Consider the following 15,959-nt stretch of genomic DNA (forward strand, 5'->3'; position numbering starts at 1 on the left):
CGGATATCTGTAGGCATACAAATAGCTAGAATCATACGGACATCTAGAAACACATAAGTATCTAGCAATATATACAAATGTAGTACTATCTATAAAAACTATAGATAGTATACTTAGAAAGAAGTCGGAGATATTTTCTAATAGATTTAAGGATTACTTGACAGTAACAAACTACAATAGTAAATGATATAAACGGAACTTATCTAAAGATAATGAGAACGCGTCTTCAAAAGGCTGATAAATGCCTAATGAAGGCGTATTTTTGAGTTTAGGGGGGATGACAGTTTTTACTTAATAACAATCCGAGTTAATAGGATAAAGAAGAAAGGCTAATGGGAGGAATAAGAGTCAATTTTCTAGTTTTATGTAAGGCGTACAGCTAATGGCTGGGATACCTTCCTTAGTTACTGTACTTATGATCATAGTTTCTTTGATTATATGATTCGCTCACTCTCTTTTCTCCATGTCTGTAGTTGATGAAGTGAATAAATATTGATTAGGATAGGCTAGAGTTAATGAGATAAATAGAGCCAATAAGACAAATGAATGCTAATAAGATAAGTAGATGCTAACAAGACAAGTAAATGCTAATAAGATAAATAATATTAATAAGGTAAATAAGCCCTAATAAGATACATCAATAGAGCAATATAGCATGTGTTATAAAACTTGTACCAATATATTTTAGGATGTATAATAATAGTGAGAAAATTAAAATAATTATAGCGAAAATCAAGAAAAATAGTTGTAATAGTTGTATGGGATAAAGAGTGTTCAAGACTAATTTCAAAAGAAAGGACATAGAACATAAATAATTTTAGGTTTTATGTAATGGGAAATAATATGAAAGATACCCTTTTATTTATGACTAATGAGCAGATGGGAAGTATTAATGAAGATAAAACTCTATCTTTCTTTAATAGTCAATATGTAGAACAGTATAACAAAAATAAACAGTCCATCAAATTACGTCAGCAGTGGAAGACTCAAGGGGCAGGAGCAAAGTTTATGGGAATGGACAAAGATCTTTCTCACTTAGAAGCAAGTCAAACTTTTAAACGTCCTACGGGCATTTGTCTTACAGATACTCCAGGGTATTTTATTTATGCCATTCAAGTAGATGAATTCTTTGGGGTGTTTTCTAAAAGTCTAGATAATAAAGAAGAGGCAGAAGGTCATATTATACATACCAATAATATTCAGATGTATGACCTAGACTATAATAGTGCCAATCAAAAGGTAATACTTTCTTTAGGACAAGATGGCATAAGCCGGCATTTAGCACTTCTTGATCCCAAAACAGCTCACTATCAAGTGCTTACAGAAGGAGAGTGCATAGATGCTAATCCAAGTTGGTCAAAGGCTAAAGCAAATACCATTGTATATGATAGTTGTGGGATTGGGATAGATAGTAATGGTATTCCCATAGCTTTTAGTGAGCATAATATATGTAGATTAAATTTAGATACTTGTGAGATAGAGGAAGTTATTAGTTTTGAAGGCTTTGATTGTATTAAACCTAAAGAAGATGCAGAAGGCAATATTTATTTTATTAGAAGGCCAAAGACTTATAAAGGCAGGCAAACTAATCCGATAGATATGCTTATTAACCTCCTATTTATACCAGTTAAAATCGTAAGAGCGCTATTTATGTGGCTTAATTTCTTTACGATACGCTATACAGGAGATAACCTTTCTACTAACACTAAGAATGGCACTAAGGTTAAAAAGAAAAGTGAAGAAGAGCTCTTTATAGAAGGAAATCTGATAAAAGCTGACCAAAACCAAAAAGCTAATGAAAGAAAAGGTGAAAAATACGCAGGCATCTTGCCTCGGGATTGGGAACTTATGAAATACACACCAACAGGAGAGTTGATTTCTATAAAAAAAGGAGTACTTGCCTTTGATATATATTCAAATGGATCTATCATTTATTCAAATGGTAAATACCTTGTTAAAGTTATAGAAAATGAAGAAGAGGAAAAGATAGTAGATCTTCCTATAGTTAGTCATATAAAAGTAATAGAAAGTCATAATAGCTAACAAGTACAATTCAAGAAAACAATAATTATCGTTAAGTTCTTTTAAATAAAAAACAAAAAAAGACAAATAAGTATTGACTTATGTAATGCAGTGGTGTAATATTATACAAGTCGTCAGCAGTAAGCAGCGACAAAACAAAGATTACTTAATAAGTAATCATCGTACTTTGAAAAACAAATACTACAACAATTATAGATTTGTAAGTTATAGCAATATAACTTGCGCCTAACGATAAATGTACACGCACATTAGTGCAAAAATGTTTGTCAGGGTGTAAAATCTACAATTTAACCGATAATAAATATTCTTTGTATTCAACGTAAAGTTGATTAACAAGGCACAAACGACCGATTAACGAAAGTTAATCATTATAGGTCAAGCTACTAAGAGCGTAGAGTGGATGCCTTGGCACCGAGAGCCGATGAAGGACGTGATAAGCTGCGAAAAGCTACGGGGAGTTGCAAATAAACATTGATCCGTAGATATCCGAATGGGGAAACCTGGCAGAGCAAACCTCTGTCATCCTATAGCCAATCCATAACTATAGGAAGGGAACGAAGGGAACTGAAACATCTAAGTACCTTCAGGAGGAGAAAGAAACATCGATTTCCTAAGTAGCGGCGAGCGAAAGGGAAACAGGCCAAACCAGATTACTTGTAATCTGGGGTTGAGGACTGCGTCATGGCAAGAATGCGGATAGCTGAAGAGTCTGGAAAGTCTCATCAAAGAGGGTGATAATCCCGTAAGCGAAATCCAAGTGAAGCCTAGCAGTATCCAGAGTACCACGAGACACGAGAAACCTTGTGGGAAGCCGGGGGGACCACCCCCCAAGCCTAAATACTCCTCGGTGACCGATAGCGCATAGTACTGTGAAGGAAAGGTGAAAAGAACCCCGGGAGGGGAGTGAAAGAGAACCTGAAACTCTATGTTTACAAGCAGTGGAAGCGCCATATGATGCGCAACCGCGTACTTTTTGTAGAACGGTCCGGCGAGTTACTAGCTGTGGCAAGGTTAAGTACCAGGAGGTACGAAGCCGAAGGGAAACCAAGTCTGAATAGGGCGCCAAAATAGTCATTGTTAGTAGACCCGAAACCGGGTGACCTACCCATGTGCAGGATGAAGTTACCGTAAAAGGTAATGGAGGTCCGAACTCACATCTGTTGAAAAAGGTGGAGATGACGTGTGGGTAGCGGAGAAATTCCAATCGAACCCGGAGATAGCTGGTTCTCCTCGAAATAGCTTTAGGGCTAGCGTTGATAGGAGTCTAATGGAGGTAAAGCACTGAATTGCCTAGGGGGCCCACAAGCTTACCGAAGCATATCAAACTAAGAATGCCATCAAGATACCGTCAGCAGTCAGACTACGAGTGATAAGACACGTGGTCAAAAGGAAAACAGTCCAGACCATCAGCTAAGGTCCCCAAGTGTGTGTTAAGTGGAAAAGGATGTGAGATTTCGAAGACAACTAGGATGTTGGCTTAGAAGCAGCCACTCATTCAAAGAGTGCGTAATAGCTCACTAGTCGAGAGATCTTGCGCCGAAAATGTCCGGGGCTAAAACACACCACCGAAGCTATGGAATTCACAATAGTGGATTGGTAGAGGAGCGTTGTAACGACGCAGAAGCAGTACCGTAAGGAGCTGTGGAGTAATTACAAGTGAGAATGCCGGAATGAGTAGCGAGATACAAGTGAGAATCTTGTAGGCCGAATATCCAAGGTTTCCAGAGTAAAGCTGATCTGCTCTGGGTAAGTCGGGACCTAAGGCGAGGACGAAAGTCGTAGTCGATGGACAACTGGTTCATATTCCAGTACTACCTATTATCAGAACTGCAGGGACGCAGGAGGATAAGCAAACCCAGGAATGGTATCCTGGGCCAAGCACAAAGTCGCACCTAACAGGCAAATCCGTTAGGCGAGGATGAAGTGTGATGGGGATCGAAATAAAAGTAGAGAAGTTGCTGAATCCACACTGCCGAGAAAAGCTGCTATTGCGTGATAGGTACCCGTACCGTAAACCGACACAGGTGGATGAGGAGAGAATCCTAAGGCCGACGGGAGAAGCGTTGTTAAGGAACTCGGCAAAATGACCCCGTAACTTAGGGAGAAGGGGTGCCTACTTAGGTAGGCCGCAGAGAATAGGCCCAAGCAACTGTTTAACAAAAACACAGGTCTTTGCTAAACCGAAAGGTGATGTATAAGGGCTGACGCCTGCCCGGTGCTGGAAGGTTAAGGGGAGAGGTTAGTCTAAGGACGAAGCTTTGAACTTAAGCCCCAGTAAACGGCGGCCGTAACTATAACGGTCCTAAGGTAGCGAAATTCCTTGTCAGGTAAGTTCTGACCCGCACGAAAGGCGTAATGATTTGGGCACTGTCTCGACAGCGCACCCGGTGAAATTGTAGTACCAGTGAAGATGCTGGTTACCCGCGACAGGACGGAAAGACCCCGTGGAGCTTTACTGTAGCTTGATACTGAGGTTGGGTATTACATGTACAGGATAGGAGGGAGACTGAGAAATCTGGACGCCAGTCTAGGTGGAGTCGCCGGTGGGATACCTCTCTTGTAATACTTAACTTCTAACCATGGCCCGTTACCCGGGTCTGGGACAATGTCAGGTGGACAGTTTGACTGGGGCGGTCGCCTCCTAAAGAGTAACGGAGGCGCTCAAAGGTAACCTCAGAATGGTCGGAAACCATTCGAAGAGTGCAAAGGCATAAGGTTGCTTGACTGCGACACCGACGGGTGGAGCAGGTACGAAAGTAGGACTTAGTGATCCGGTGGTATGAAAGTGGGATTGCCATCGCTCAACGGATAAAAGCTACCCCGGGGATAACAGGCTTATCTCCCCCAAGAGTTCACATCGACGGGGAGGTTTGGCACCTCGATGTCGGCTCATCGCATCCTGGAGCTGAAGCAGGTTCCAAGGGTTGGGCTGTTCGCCCATTAAAGCGGTACGCGAGCTGGGTTCAGAACGTCGTGAGACAGTTCGGTCCCTATCCGTCGTGGGCGCAGGAAATTTGAGTGGAGCTGTCCTTAGTACGAGAGGACCGGGATGGACGGACCACTGGTGCATCTGTTGTCTTACCAAAGGCATAGCAGAGTAGCCAAGTCTGGATCTGATAAACGCTGAAGGCATCTAAGCGTGAAGCAGACCACAAGATAAGATTTCCCATCCGAAAGGAGTAAGACCCCTTAGAGACTATGAGGTAGATAGGTTGGAGCTGTAAGTGTAGTAATACATTAAGGTGACCAATACTAACGGTTCGAGGGTTTGACCTAGATAATGAAGGTTAAATGGTTGTAGTATTTGTTCTTGAGAGTATGATAATAAAACTCTAATAGTTTTTGGTGGCGATGCGCTTAGGGGAAACACCCGTTTCCATTCCGAACACGTAGGTTAAGATCTAAGCGGCCGATGGTACTTGTCTGGAGACGGACTGGGAGAGTAGGTGGCTGCCAAATTTTTATTTTTTAATAATCATTAATATAAGTATAAACAATAACGCGGGATAGAGCAGTTGGTAGCTCGTCGGGCTCATAACCCGAAGGTCACAGGTTCAAGTCCTGTTCCCGCTATTAAAAAAGAAGAACGGTAATGCTCGTTTTCTTGCTAAAAAGCCTTCCATTTTAACGCGTAGATTAATATCTATAAGTTAAAATGGAAGGCTTTTGTGATTATAAAATTTTCATTTGAGGTTGATGTATGTTGTGGAGGGTGCATAAGAGTGAAAGATTATAACAATATGATAAAGAATAACAAGGGAGTTAAGTAATATTTTTATTACATTTATCCTCAGATAAAAAATAATAATCTCTATTGCATGATATTCTACTGTTTGGTTTATTATATGCTTATTCAGAATCAGGTATGAAACGCTTATGTTTTTTTCTAAAAGAAACAGGGGAGGTTTTCATATGATATTTAAATTGCCTACAAAAGTAAGAATAGTTATTATAGCCACATCTAATAGCAATTTCTTCTAAAGGTAAAATGGTTTCTAGAATAAGTTTTTTTGCTAACACAGAACGTCTAAGATGGATATAGTCTGTAATGGTATAACCAGTTTGACTTTTAAAAAGCGTACAAAGGTATGTAGGCGAGATATTGATAAAACTAGCGATCTGCGCTAAAGATAAATTCATAGTTAAGTGATCATGTATAAACATGAGTGCTTTTTTTATGATTGGATTTTCATGTTTTTCAATAAGATATCTTTAAGTTGGTTATGAGGACTTCATTATTATAGAAGACTTAAGTTTAAACATTCCAAAAGGAAAGGTTGTTTCTCAATAAATGCTACAAGCTGTTAAGAAACACTAATTAGTCTTGAATAATAATTATTATAAGACTATAATGATGACAAAGATTAAAATAAATTAGAATGATTGAGATGTATAAGACGATTAAATATATTTCAAAATGCTATATTTAGTGATTAACCTTTTAAAGACATATTAATGACGAGATATTCGCCAATAAGGTAATAAATAATAAAATAAAGAAATGGAGGAAAGAGAGTGGAAGAATTATATAATCAAAGAACTATAATGATGAGTACAGTAACCAAGGAAGGTATGCCAGCTATCAGCTATACACCTTACGTAAAAATAGGAAATGAATTTTATATTTTTATTAGTGAAACAGCTGAGCACTATCATCATTTAGTGAATAATCCTCAAATAGCTATTATGCTTATTGAAGATGAAAAGGATGCCAAGATACTATTCGCAAGAACTAGAATGACTCTAAACTGCAAAGCTAAAAAACTTGAAGCAATGAATGAAGCTGCATGGGATTTATTTAAGGAACAATATGGTGAAAAGATGATGGCACCTTTAAAAGAGCTAGATTTTGATATGTTTCAGCTGACACCAGAGAATGGAAGGCTTGTAAAAGGTTTTGGACAAGCTTCTACTATACAAATAGTAAATGGAGAAATGGTACTTACTCCAATAACTGGTGAAGGTCATAAAAAAAGAAAGAAATAAAGTACAGCTTAATTAAGGTAAAGTGTACTATTTGAGGTTTTAGATTCTATACTGACATAAAGAAAGTGCGTTCCTAAGATATGGGAACGCACTTTCTTTATCTAATAATTTATAGGATACAGTGTATAGATGATTATTTGGATGTATCAAAATAGCTGGATTATCATCAAATTGATTTTTAAGATGTAAACTCATTATTTGAAAGAAGCATTATAAAACATATATTTTTTCCAATCTCCATGAGCTATATATTTACCCTTGTTTCTCACATGCTTTTCATTGATATATAAGTAAACCCAACAAAGTTCCTCTTTACCAGTAGATAATAAAATAGGTTTTTTCTCACGGATATATAAATCTTTCTCAGAATCACCTGTATAGCCTTCTAAGAGATCAATACTTTTAAGATGTTTATCATTAGAGAGGGTACAGATTTCTCCATGAACTATATCATTTCCACTTACGATAGCAGGATAACCAGCAGGAAGGTGATAAAGAGAAAATCCTTTTATACAACCGGGCTCAATATGCTTAACGCGATTTTTGAGTACTTTATCATGGTTCCAAAAGTCTTTACGTAATGAGCCATAAACAAATATTTTTTCCATTGTATTTCTCCTTCTTTCTAAGTTAATAATCAAATGTCGTAGAGAAAGGAACTGTCTACAATGCTAGCTCAAGTGAGAGATAATAATCATAGACAGCACCATAAAAATGAAATATAAATGTTTTAGATAAAAGGTGATTTACATCCTTAGCAGATAGCACCTGCTGCAATGTGTAAATCTTCAGTATGAGTTGCAGCTGCCTGGATGCAAAGTGCAAGACCTTTAGTGATGTCAGCTTGAGACATAGATGGCATATTAGGTTTAGCTGTTACTTGTGCTGGAATATAAGGTACGTGAATGAAACCACCACGGATAGTTGGGAATTCTGTATGAATCATATGAAGTACACCGTACATGACATGATTACATACAAAGGTTCCAGCACTATTAGAAACAGAAGCAGGAATGCCTGCTTTAATCATAGCTTGTGTCATAGCTTTAATTGGCAAATTAGAAAAATAAGCAGCAGGTCCATGATCTGCGACCTTAACATCTACAGGTTCATTACCTTCGTTATCTTTAATACGTGCATCATCAACATTAATCGCAATACGTTCTGGTGTAATACCAAAGCGTCCTCCTGCTTGTCCTACAGAAATAACGATATCAGGTTGGTGTAATTCTATGGCAGCTTTAATTTTAGCTAAACTTTTTCCAAACACTGTAGGAATTTCAAGTTTAATAACCTCTATAGTGTCAATTTTGTCTGGAAGAGCCATTACAGCTTCTAAGGCAGGATTAATACTTTCTCCTCCAAATGGGTCAAACCCTGTAATTAATACTTTCATGATTTGTTCTCCTTTCAAATTCATTAAATGGAATAACTAGAAACCTAAGAAATACATGAGAGCGATATGAACAAGTAACAATGGGATAGCTACATAAGCTTGATATTTAATAACTGCATTTTTATTTTTTATATTTAATAAAGCTACAGGAAGAATATTAAAGTTAGCAGCCATAGGTGTCATAAGTGTTCCACAGTAACCAGCTGTAAGTGCTAAGGTTGAACAAATAACGATATTTCCACCCTGCATAAACACGAAAGGAACACCAATACCAACTGTAATAACAGAAAAGGCAGCAAAGGCATTTCCCATAATCATAGTAAACACAGCCATACCCACACAGTAAGCAGTCACACCAATTAATATGTTACCTTGAGGGATGAAATTAGAAATATTAGTAGCAATAACATCACCAACACCAGCAGCAGTAAAGAGTGAACCGAGTGCTGCTAAAAGCTGAGGTAAAATACAAGTAACACCAACTGCTTGAAGCATACGATTACTATCTGCAGAAACAGTCTTAACATCTGCTTTAGTAATAAAGAGCGTAAGAATAATCGTAATAAAAGCAGCTATACCTATAGCAACAGTACCACTAAAGTTAGTAAATTTAGCAATACAGATAACCAAAATAGCAATAGTAATAGAAGGAATAAAAACTTTATTACCTAACACTTTAGCTTGAGCTGCAGAAAATTCAGGTTTAGGTGCGTTAACCTTACCAATCTTAACTTGTTTGGTAGCTGTTAAGATACCAATAATTATTAATAAGATACCAACAACAGTACCAGGTAAGAGACTACCGAATGTGAAAATAGTTCCTAAGATAGCCCAAAAAAGAGTGGTACCTATACGTGTTGGACTAGTATGATCTTTTATGATATTAAAGGCTACTAAATACATTAATAATCCCACGCATACATAAAAGATTTCAAGTAAAATAGAGTTATTCATTATTTAGCACCTTCTTTCTTTGCATAACGTTTAGCAATTTTCTTATCTAATAATGTATTTTGAATAAAACCGAAAATAAGTGCGATAACTGCTACAGGAATAGCGGCATTAGCTACAGATAAGGCATCTACTTGATATCCAAGTTCTTCTAAAGTTCCTACTATAAGTAGAACACCTGAATTAGCTACGAAAATATTTTGGGCAAAGAAGTTACCTAAGTTATCTGCAGCGGCAGTCATAGCCTTGATATCTTCTTCAGTTTTTTCATCTACAGTACCATATTTGCTGACAGCAGCACCTTGAGCCATAGGTTCAATAAGTGGACGAACAAATTCTGCTTGCCCAAGTTTGACACCCGCTGCAATGGCAATCTCACGAATAAACAAATATAGAGTTGCAATACGTCCAGCAGACATTCCTTTAAGTTTTTGTATTAAGTGTGTAGCACGTTCCTTTAGACCATATCTCTCACATAGTCCGATGATTGGTAGGATGAGTAAGAAAAGTGCCATAGAACGTTGAGTAGTAAAGGTACTACCAAGAGTATCTAAGATTTCTACAATATTCATGCCGCCTAGAAAGCCTGTAAGTACACCAGCTGTAAGTACAACAGCGATGGTATCAAGCTTTAGGATAAAACCAGCGACGATGACTAAAATTCCGATAAGTTGCATACAATACCTCCTATTTATGTTAACTAGATTATATTATACACAAAAAATAGTAAAGAATAAATAAAAATACATAATGTGCTTTAAATTACCATTGGAATATATGGATTAAAATCGAAAAAATACTTCAGATAGAACTACAAGATAAATTAACTAATATCATCCTAAGTAAAAAATTACTAGATAAATAAGATAGATAGAAATAAGTATAGGATATTAGCTTTAAGAGAAATAGAACACAAGCCAGATGGAGGAGGGATAGATAAGGTCTAGATAGAACTAATGCTGCATAAATATACAAATTAGTATTGCAAACTATTAGTATTTGGCCTTTTTACCAGAATTAAGGTATAATGCTTATATACTATAAAAAATAGAAGATGGTACTTATTTGTTACTTAAAATGATACATAAATGAACCTCAATTCACTAGTCAATAACTTGTATATAAAACTAGCAAGTGGATTATACTGGATGATATAGAGAAAATAAAAGGGAGAAGTGCTTATGGAGAGAACATTTATTATGATTAAAAGTGACGGAGTAGCTAGAGGGTTAATGGGAGAAATTATTAGAAGAATTGAAAGAAAAGGCTTTAAAATTACTAAAGCGCAGCTTCTAAGTCCTGCTAGAGAGCTAGTAGAGAAACATTATGAGGAGCATATAGGTAAAGTGTTTTTTGAAGAGTTAGTAGAGTATATATTAGAAGGACCAGTGATGGCTATGGAGGTACAGGGAAAAGATGTGATTGCGGTTATGCGAAGCATTATGGGTGATAAAGATCCAATTAAAGCTATTCCAGGTACTATTAGAGGTGATTATGCTAATACAGTAACTAGAAATCTCATTCATGGTTCTGACTCCTTAGAGCATGCAGAAAGAGAAATAAACCTTTGGTTTAATTAAAAAGTAAATACAACAATAAGAAATCAATTAAAAAGCTGAGTTAGGCCCGTGTGCTTAACTTAGCTTTTTTTCGTCTAGTAGTTGAGGCTTTTTCTAAATGGATTTAACAGATAACGATAATAAAAATTTATTTTTATTGAATCAAAAATTCATACAAAGTAATCTAATAAGTAGAACATGCATAAAAGAGGGGAAATAGGGAGATGAACAAGAAGGAATTTGTCAGGCAGGCAGAAATAATAAAAAAGCAGCTCTATAAGACCGCCTATTTATATTTAGGTAATGAGGCAAATGCCTTAGATGTTGTTGATGAAACGATTTATAAAGGATATAAAGCGCTATGGCAGCTTAGAGAAGAAGACTATTTTACCACATGGATGACACGCATTCTCATTAATGAGTGTAAGAAAGAACTAAAAAGGTTATCTAGGATAAAATGCCAAGAATCATTAGTGACGAAGCAAAGTGAAGACTATGATTATGATCAATTACCTCTTAAAGAGGCTATTAGAAGTTTACCAACACAGCTGAAGGATGTGGTTATTTTGCGGTACTTTTCTGGATATACTTTAGCTGAGGCTGCAAAAGCATTAAATATTCCACAGGGCACAGTAGTTACCAGGCAGAGAAAGGCTTTAAAGTTACTAAAATTAGAATTAGGAGAGGAGGAATAAGGAATGAACAGAAAAGAAGAATACGAACTATTAATGCAAGAAATAGAGGTAACACCCGTTAGGCTAGAATATGCAATTCAGCGTACAGAAGCTAAGGTAAAAGCCAATAGATGGCAGCGTTTCTTTGGAATACCGATAGGAACAGGTTTGACTTTTTTGCTGGTGTTTACCATATTAGTTAATAGTATTCCTACCTTTGCCTATAGTTGTGGTAATATTCCTCTTATAAAGGAATTAGCAAAGACTGTTGCTTTTTCTCCTTCTTTAGATGCAGCAATTGAAAATAAGTATGTGCAGCCAATTAACCAAGAAAAAGTGATTAATCATATGAAAGCACGCATTGAATACCTTATTGTAGATCAGAAACAGGTCAATGTTTTTTATTCGTTAGAATCTAAGGATTATGGAGAGGTGAATATAGAACCTGAGATAGACGATAGAAATGGAGATACACTAGAGGGTTATACCTTGGCTTCTAGTAGTTATGGTATGCCAGATGGAAAGATTAATTATATAACCATAGATTTTGTGGATGGGGAAGTGCCCGAAGGATTAACCTTAAAAATAGGTGTTTATGATATGAAGTCTAGTTATGATCTTCCTATTAGTACGTTTACCTTTAAATTAATATTTGATCCTCATTACACAGCACAAGGTGAGAAATTAACAATAGGTCAATCCATTATAATAGATCAGCAAAAACTAACATTAGAAGAAGTAGAAATTTATCCTACACATATGAGAATTATACTTGAAGATGAAAAAGAAAACGCTGCTTATCTTAAAAGTATGACCTTTTACTTAGAAAATGAAAAAGGAGAGCGGTTTGATAAAATAGCCAATGGTATTTCAGCAACAGGGAAGATAGATTCTCCTATGATGAATGTCTATAGGGTGGAAAGTGCATTTTTCTCTGAGAGTAAAGAGCTTACTTTATATATTACTGAAGCAGAATGGCTAGATAAAGATAAGCAAAGGATGAAGCTAGATTTAGCAAATACAAGTGCTGAAAGCTTACCAGAGGGTGTGACTTTTGAAAGTGCAGAGAGAAGAGGTAAGAGCTGGTATTTAACATTTAGTGGAAACCAGTATGAAGAGAATAAAAATTATCAAATATGGAATGGCATCTATTATGATGAACAAGGTAAAGAATATGAATACAATGGTTGGTCAACAGTTAGTGGGATTTGGAGTGAAAAAGAAGAAAAGTATATCAGTAAACCAAATACCTTTTTTGTAGAGATATTACTAGAAGATTATCCATATGATACAGTTTATATGACACCTATTTTTTCACATTATATTCAGCTGGAAAACCCAGTAGCTATAAAGATCAAGTAAATCTTAATACACACAAAAAAGCTGAGTTAGCCCTATGATGGTTAACTCAGCTTTTACTTTCCCAGCTCCTTGTTTTTAGCTTCACTATTAGCGAACTTTCCTCTAAAAAGGCATTATAAGTAGCTCCTCAGTACCTTGATGCTTCTTGGAGGTTTAGCGTAGCTCATAGTAAAAGCTTAAATCAAATAGGAGGAGCTCTATTTAGTTTAGTTGGTGCACCTGATCTAGGAACTAAGCTGAATAGACTCTGGTTTAATGCTTTATTTTAAATACATCTATATAAATGTACTCAAGAATATAATTATCTAATTAAAATTTTTCAAAAAATGAATTATAATGAAATGAATAGTTACAATAGAGTAATTAATAAAGTTCATTTAAGGGGAAAATATAATGAGATATGGAAAAAGAGATTGGACGAGTTATGAAAGAGGCATAGAAAGAGAGTGGCTCATTACGAATGGTCGTAGTGGCTTTGCAGGAGCCACTATGACAGGGGCTAATAGTAGAAAGTATCATGGTCTACTGATAGCTTGTTTAACTTCGCCAGAAGAGCGTTATATGATATTAAATAAATTGCAAGAACAAGTGATTTGTGAGGGGGAAGGATATCCTTTAACAACCACTAAATATCAAAAAAATATTGTAAAGGGTTATGAGAATCAGCAAAGTTTTTCCTATGATGGCCTCCCACATTACCGTTATGTGATTAATGGCTTGGTGATTGATAAGCAAGTAGCTTTGGCATATGGAAAAAATACGGTCGTTATTGCGTATGACATTTGCAATAATAGTAAGGAAGCCGTGTTAGATGTTTCACCATTTTTGACATGTAGAAATCCTGGTGAGTGTTCTAAAAAGGTTAATTTAACTTTTGAAAGAAGAAATCAAACAAATAATAAAACAAGTAAAGCATTAAAAAATGAGCAGCAGTTTATTCCTCAATTTAATAAAGAAATGCTTATTCGTCTTTGGAGTACAGAAGGAGATTTTAAAGATGAAGAGCAGCTTACTGAAAAAGTCTTTTATGATGTGGATCAAACCACCGGAGACCCTTGCACTGAGCAGCTTTATAAGCCTGGGAGTTATGAAATAAATATAGCACCTTATGAAAAGAAAACTGTTTATATTGTATGTACTTTAGAAAAAGAAAACATAAATCCAGCAAAGGTAGTCAAACAAGAAAAGCTTCGCATAAGTAAACTTAGAAATACCTTTAAAGAAGAGAGATTAATGGCTAAATACTTACCTATAGCTGCAGACCATTTTATTGTACAAAGAGATTCCATCAATAGTAAAACGATTTTGGCGGGATATCCTTGGTTTTTAGATTGGGGTAGGGATACTATGATTGCCTTTAATGGACTGACTTTATCTACAGGACGTTTTAAGGATGCTAAGGAAATACTAAAGAGCTTTGTATTATATGAAAAAGATGGCCTTATTCCTAATATGTTTCCTAGTAATCAAGGAAAGCCTCTTTATAATACAGTAGATGCTTCGTTATGGTTTGTACATGCTACCTATAGTTATTTACTTTATAGCAATCATGAAGAAAGTACGGCTTTTGTAGAAAAAGAGATTTATCCTTATTTAAAGAAAATCATAAAAGCTTATAAGGAAGGTACACATTTTTCAATACATATGGGGGAGGATAGTCTTATTTGGGCAGGATCAGGCTTAGACCAAGTCACTTGGATGGATGTAAGAGTAAACGATATTGTAGTGACACCAAGACATGGCAAGCCAGTAGAAATTAATGCTTTGTGGTATAATGCATTAAAGATTATGGCGTGTTTAGAGCAGAAGTTTGAAAATGGGCAAAAAGAAGGTTATGAAGAGCTTGCAGAAAAGGTAAAGATATCTTTTAATAAGGCTTTTTGGAATGAAGCAGATGGCTGTTTGTATGATGTAGTGGATGAAAAAGGTGGGGACAGTAGCATAAGGCCAAATCAAATTTGGGCAGTTTCACTTCCTTTTACTATGCTTCCAAAAGAAAAAGAAAGAAGTGTGGTTCGTAAGGTTTTTGAAGATTTATATACGCCATATGGTTTAAGAAGCTTAACCCCTGCTCATCCAGACTATCATCCGACTTATAAAGGAAAACTATTTGATAGAGATATGGCTTATCATCAAGGAACAACTTGGGGCTTTCCTATAGGAGCATTTTTTACGGCTTATTGCAAAGTAAATCAGTATAGTAAAGAAGCACTAGAATTTGTAGAAGGTCTTGTGAGCGATCAAGAGGTAGACCTTGAAAATCAATGTTTGGGAACGATTGCAGAAATATTCGATGGAGACAGCCCACATTTTGCAAGAGGCTGCTATGCCCAGGCTTGGAGCGTGGGAGAATTACTAAGAGTTTATTATGAAGACCTTTTGGGTGGTAGAATAAAACTTGAAGAAGCACACAAAAAGATGTTTTGCTAGAAGATAATATTTCGATTATTAATAATAAAGGCCTACAAGCGATGCAGCACTTGTAGGCCTTTATTATTACAAAGAGTAGGAGGGATTAATATATAAAATATTAATGAAATGGCTAGAGTGATTTTAGAATGTATGACTCAGTTGATCTAAGGAAAAAATCGTTTGGTCACCAAGAAGTTTAAAGTTAAAGCTATTAGAAGTGTGCCTCGTAATTTCAAAGGTCATCATATCATGAAAGGCTTCTATTTGATCCGGATAAGTAATAGTGATGAGCAGGGTAAAATACTGTTTGGAGGTACCTAGTCTAAAAATATCACAGCTCAAATCCACTTGGTCAGTAATACTATAAATATTATTAAAGTCAATAAGGGTTATTTCACAGTAAGCAATAATACAACTATAAAGTATTTCTTCACTGCAAGCCTCAGCTGGGAAATAACTATAGTAAAGGCCAGAAGCTTCATCATATATGAATATTTCCTTTCCTGTAGCATTTAATTTCTTATAATATTTCTCATCTATAAAAAGTTTACAATTTATTTTTTTACTACAATCCAT

The 15,959-nt window shown here is 36.0% G+C and carries 12 protein-coding genes, 1 tRNA gene and 2 rRNA genes; 9 read left to right on the plus strand and 6 right to left on the minus strand.

Annotated elements, in window-relative coordinates; all coding sequences use genetic code 11:
* Nucleotides 1-843 precede the first annotated feature (843 nt).
* The 4 genes from EKH84_RS05400 (at nucleotide 844) to EKH84_RS05415 (ending at nucleotide 5,616) form a co-directional block, all read left to right on the plus strand.
* Entirely contained in the window at nucleotides 844-2,043 is a 1,200-nt protein-coding gene (locus EKH84_RS05400; protein WP_127065482.1) for a hypothetical protein, read from the plus strand.
* A gap of 373 nt (nucleotides 2,044-2,416) precedes the next feature.
* Nucleotides 2,417-5,319, plus strand: a 23S ribosomal RNA gene (locus EKH84_RS05405).
* 65 nt (nucleotides 5,320-5,384) lie between these two features.
* Nucleotides 5,385-5,502 (plus strand): 5S ribosomal RNA (rrf, locus tag EKH84_RS05410).
* A 41-nt stretch (nucleotides 5,503-5,543) separates the two neighbouring features.
* Nucleotides 5,544-5,616, plus strand: a tRNA-Met gene (locus EKH84_RS05415).
* A 276-nt stretch (nucleotides 5,617-5,892) separates the two neighbouring features.
* Here EKH84_RS05415 and EKH84_RS05420 read toward each other — a convergent pair.
* On the minus strand, nucleotides 5,893-6,207 hold the full coding sequence (locus tag EKH84_RS05420) for a helix-turn-helix transcriptional regulator (protein ID WP_127065483.1): 315 nt from the start codon (nucleotides 6,205-6,207) through the stop codon (nucleotides 5,893-5,895).
* 351 nt (nucleotides 6,208-6,558) lie between these two features.
* Between EKH84_RS05420 and EKH84_RS05425 the strand changes: the two genes are divergently transcribed.
* Nucleotides 6,559-7,029, plus strand: coding sequence for a HugZ family pyridoxamine 5'-phosphate oxidase (locus EKH84_RS05425; RefSeq protein ID WP_127065484.1), 471 nt, complete (start codon nucleotides 6,559-6,561; stop codon nucleotides 7,027-7,029).
* Nucleotides 7,030-7,223: 194 nt separating this feature from the next.
* On the opposite strand, the gene EKH84_RS05430 is transcribed toward EKH84_RS05425, so the two are convergent.
* The 4 genes from EKH84_RS05430 to EKH84_RS05445 form a co-directional block, all read right to left on the minus strand.
* Entirely contained in the window at nucleotides 7,224-7,637 is a 414-nt protein-coding gene (locus tag EKH84_RS05430; protein ID WP_127065485.1) for a gamma-glutamylcyclotransferase family protein, read from the minus strand.
* A gap of 146 nt (nucleotides 7,638-7,783) precedes the next feature.
* Nucleotides 7,784-8,425, minus strand: coding sequence for a pyroglutamyl-peptidase I (gene pcp, locus EKH84_RS05435; RefSeq protein WP_127065486.1), 642 nt, complete (start codon nucleotides 8,423-8,425; stop codon nucleotides 7,784-7,786).
* Between the two features lie 36 nt (nucleotides 8,426-8,461).
* The gene (locus tag EKH84_RS05440) at nucleotides 8,462-9,379 is read right to left on the minus strand and encodes a DUF979 domain-containing protein (RefSeq protein WP_127065487.1); all 918 of its coding nucleotides are present in this window, start codon (nucleotides 9,377-9,379) and stop codon (nucleotides 8,462-8,464) included.
* A complete protein-coding gene (locus EKH84_RS05445) occupies nucleotides 9,379-10,053 on the minus strand; it encodes a DUF969 domain-containing protein (RefSeq protein ID WP_127065488.1) in 675 nt (224 codons plus the stop codon). Before EKH84_RS05445 ends, EKH84_RS05440 begins: the two co-directional genes overlap by 1 nt.
* Before the next feature lie 504 nt (nucleotides 10,054-10,557).
* Between EKH84_RS05445 and ndk the strand changes: the two genes are divergently transcribed.
* The 4 genes from ndk to EKH84_RS05465 all read left to right on the plus strand — a co-directional run bounded on the left by ndk (nucleotide 10,558) and on the right by EKH84_RS05465 (nucleotide 15,401).
* A complete protein-coding gene (ndk, locus tag EKH84_RS05450; RefSeq protein ID WP_127065489.1) occupies nucleotides 10,558-10,956 on the plus strand; it encodes a nucleoside-diphosphate kinase in 399 nt (132 codons plus the stop codon).
* 203 nt (nucleotides 10,957-11,159) lie between these two features.
* On the plus strand, nucleotides 11,160-11,630 hold the full coding sequence (locus tag EKH84_RS05455; RefSeq protein WP_127065490.1) for a sigma-70 family RNA polymerase sigma factor: 471 nt from the start codon (nucleotides 11,160-11,162) through the stop codon (nucleotides 11,628-11,630).
* 3 nt (nucleotides 11,631-11,633) lie between these two features.
* Nucleotides 11,634-12,971: a DUF4179 domain-containing protein gene (locus EKH84_RS05460; protein ID WP_127065491.1), complete on the plus strand. Its 1,338-nt coding sequence runs from the start codon at nucleotides 11,634-11,636 to the stop codon at nucleotides 12,969-12,971.
* 393 nt (nucleotides 12,972-13,364) lie between these two features.
* Nucleotides 13,365-15,401: an amylo-alpha-1,6-glucosidase gene (locus EKH84_RS05465; protein ID WP_127065492.1), complete on the plus strand. Its 2,037-nt coding sequence runs from the start codon at nucleotides 13,365-13,367 to the stop codon at nucleotides 15,399-15,401.
* Nucleotides 15,402-15,524: 123 nt separating this feature from the next.
* Here the strand turns inward: EKH84_RS05465 and EKH84_RS05470 are convergent, their stop codons facing one another.
* Nucleotides 15,525-15,959 (minus strand): hypothetical protein, encoded by a 435-nt coding sequence (locus EKH84_RS05470; RefSeq protein WP_013655487.1) that lies wholly within the window; start codon nucleotides 15,957-15,959, stop codon nucleotides 15,525-15,527.

Source organism: Cellulosilyticum sp. WCF-2, from assembly GCF_003990395.1.
Taxonomy (GTDB): domain Bacteria; phylum Bacillota; class Clostridia; order Lachnospirales; family Cellulosilyticaceae; genus Cellulosilyticum; species Cellulosilyticum lentocellum.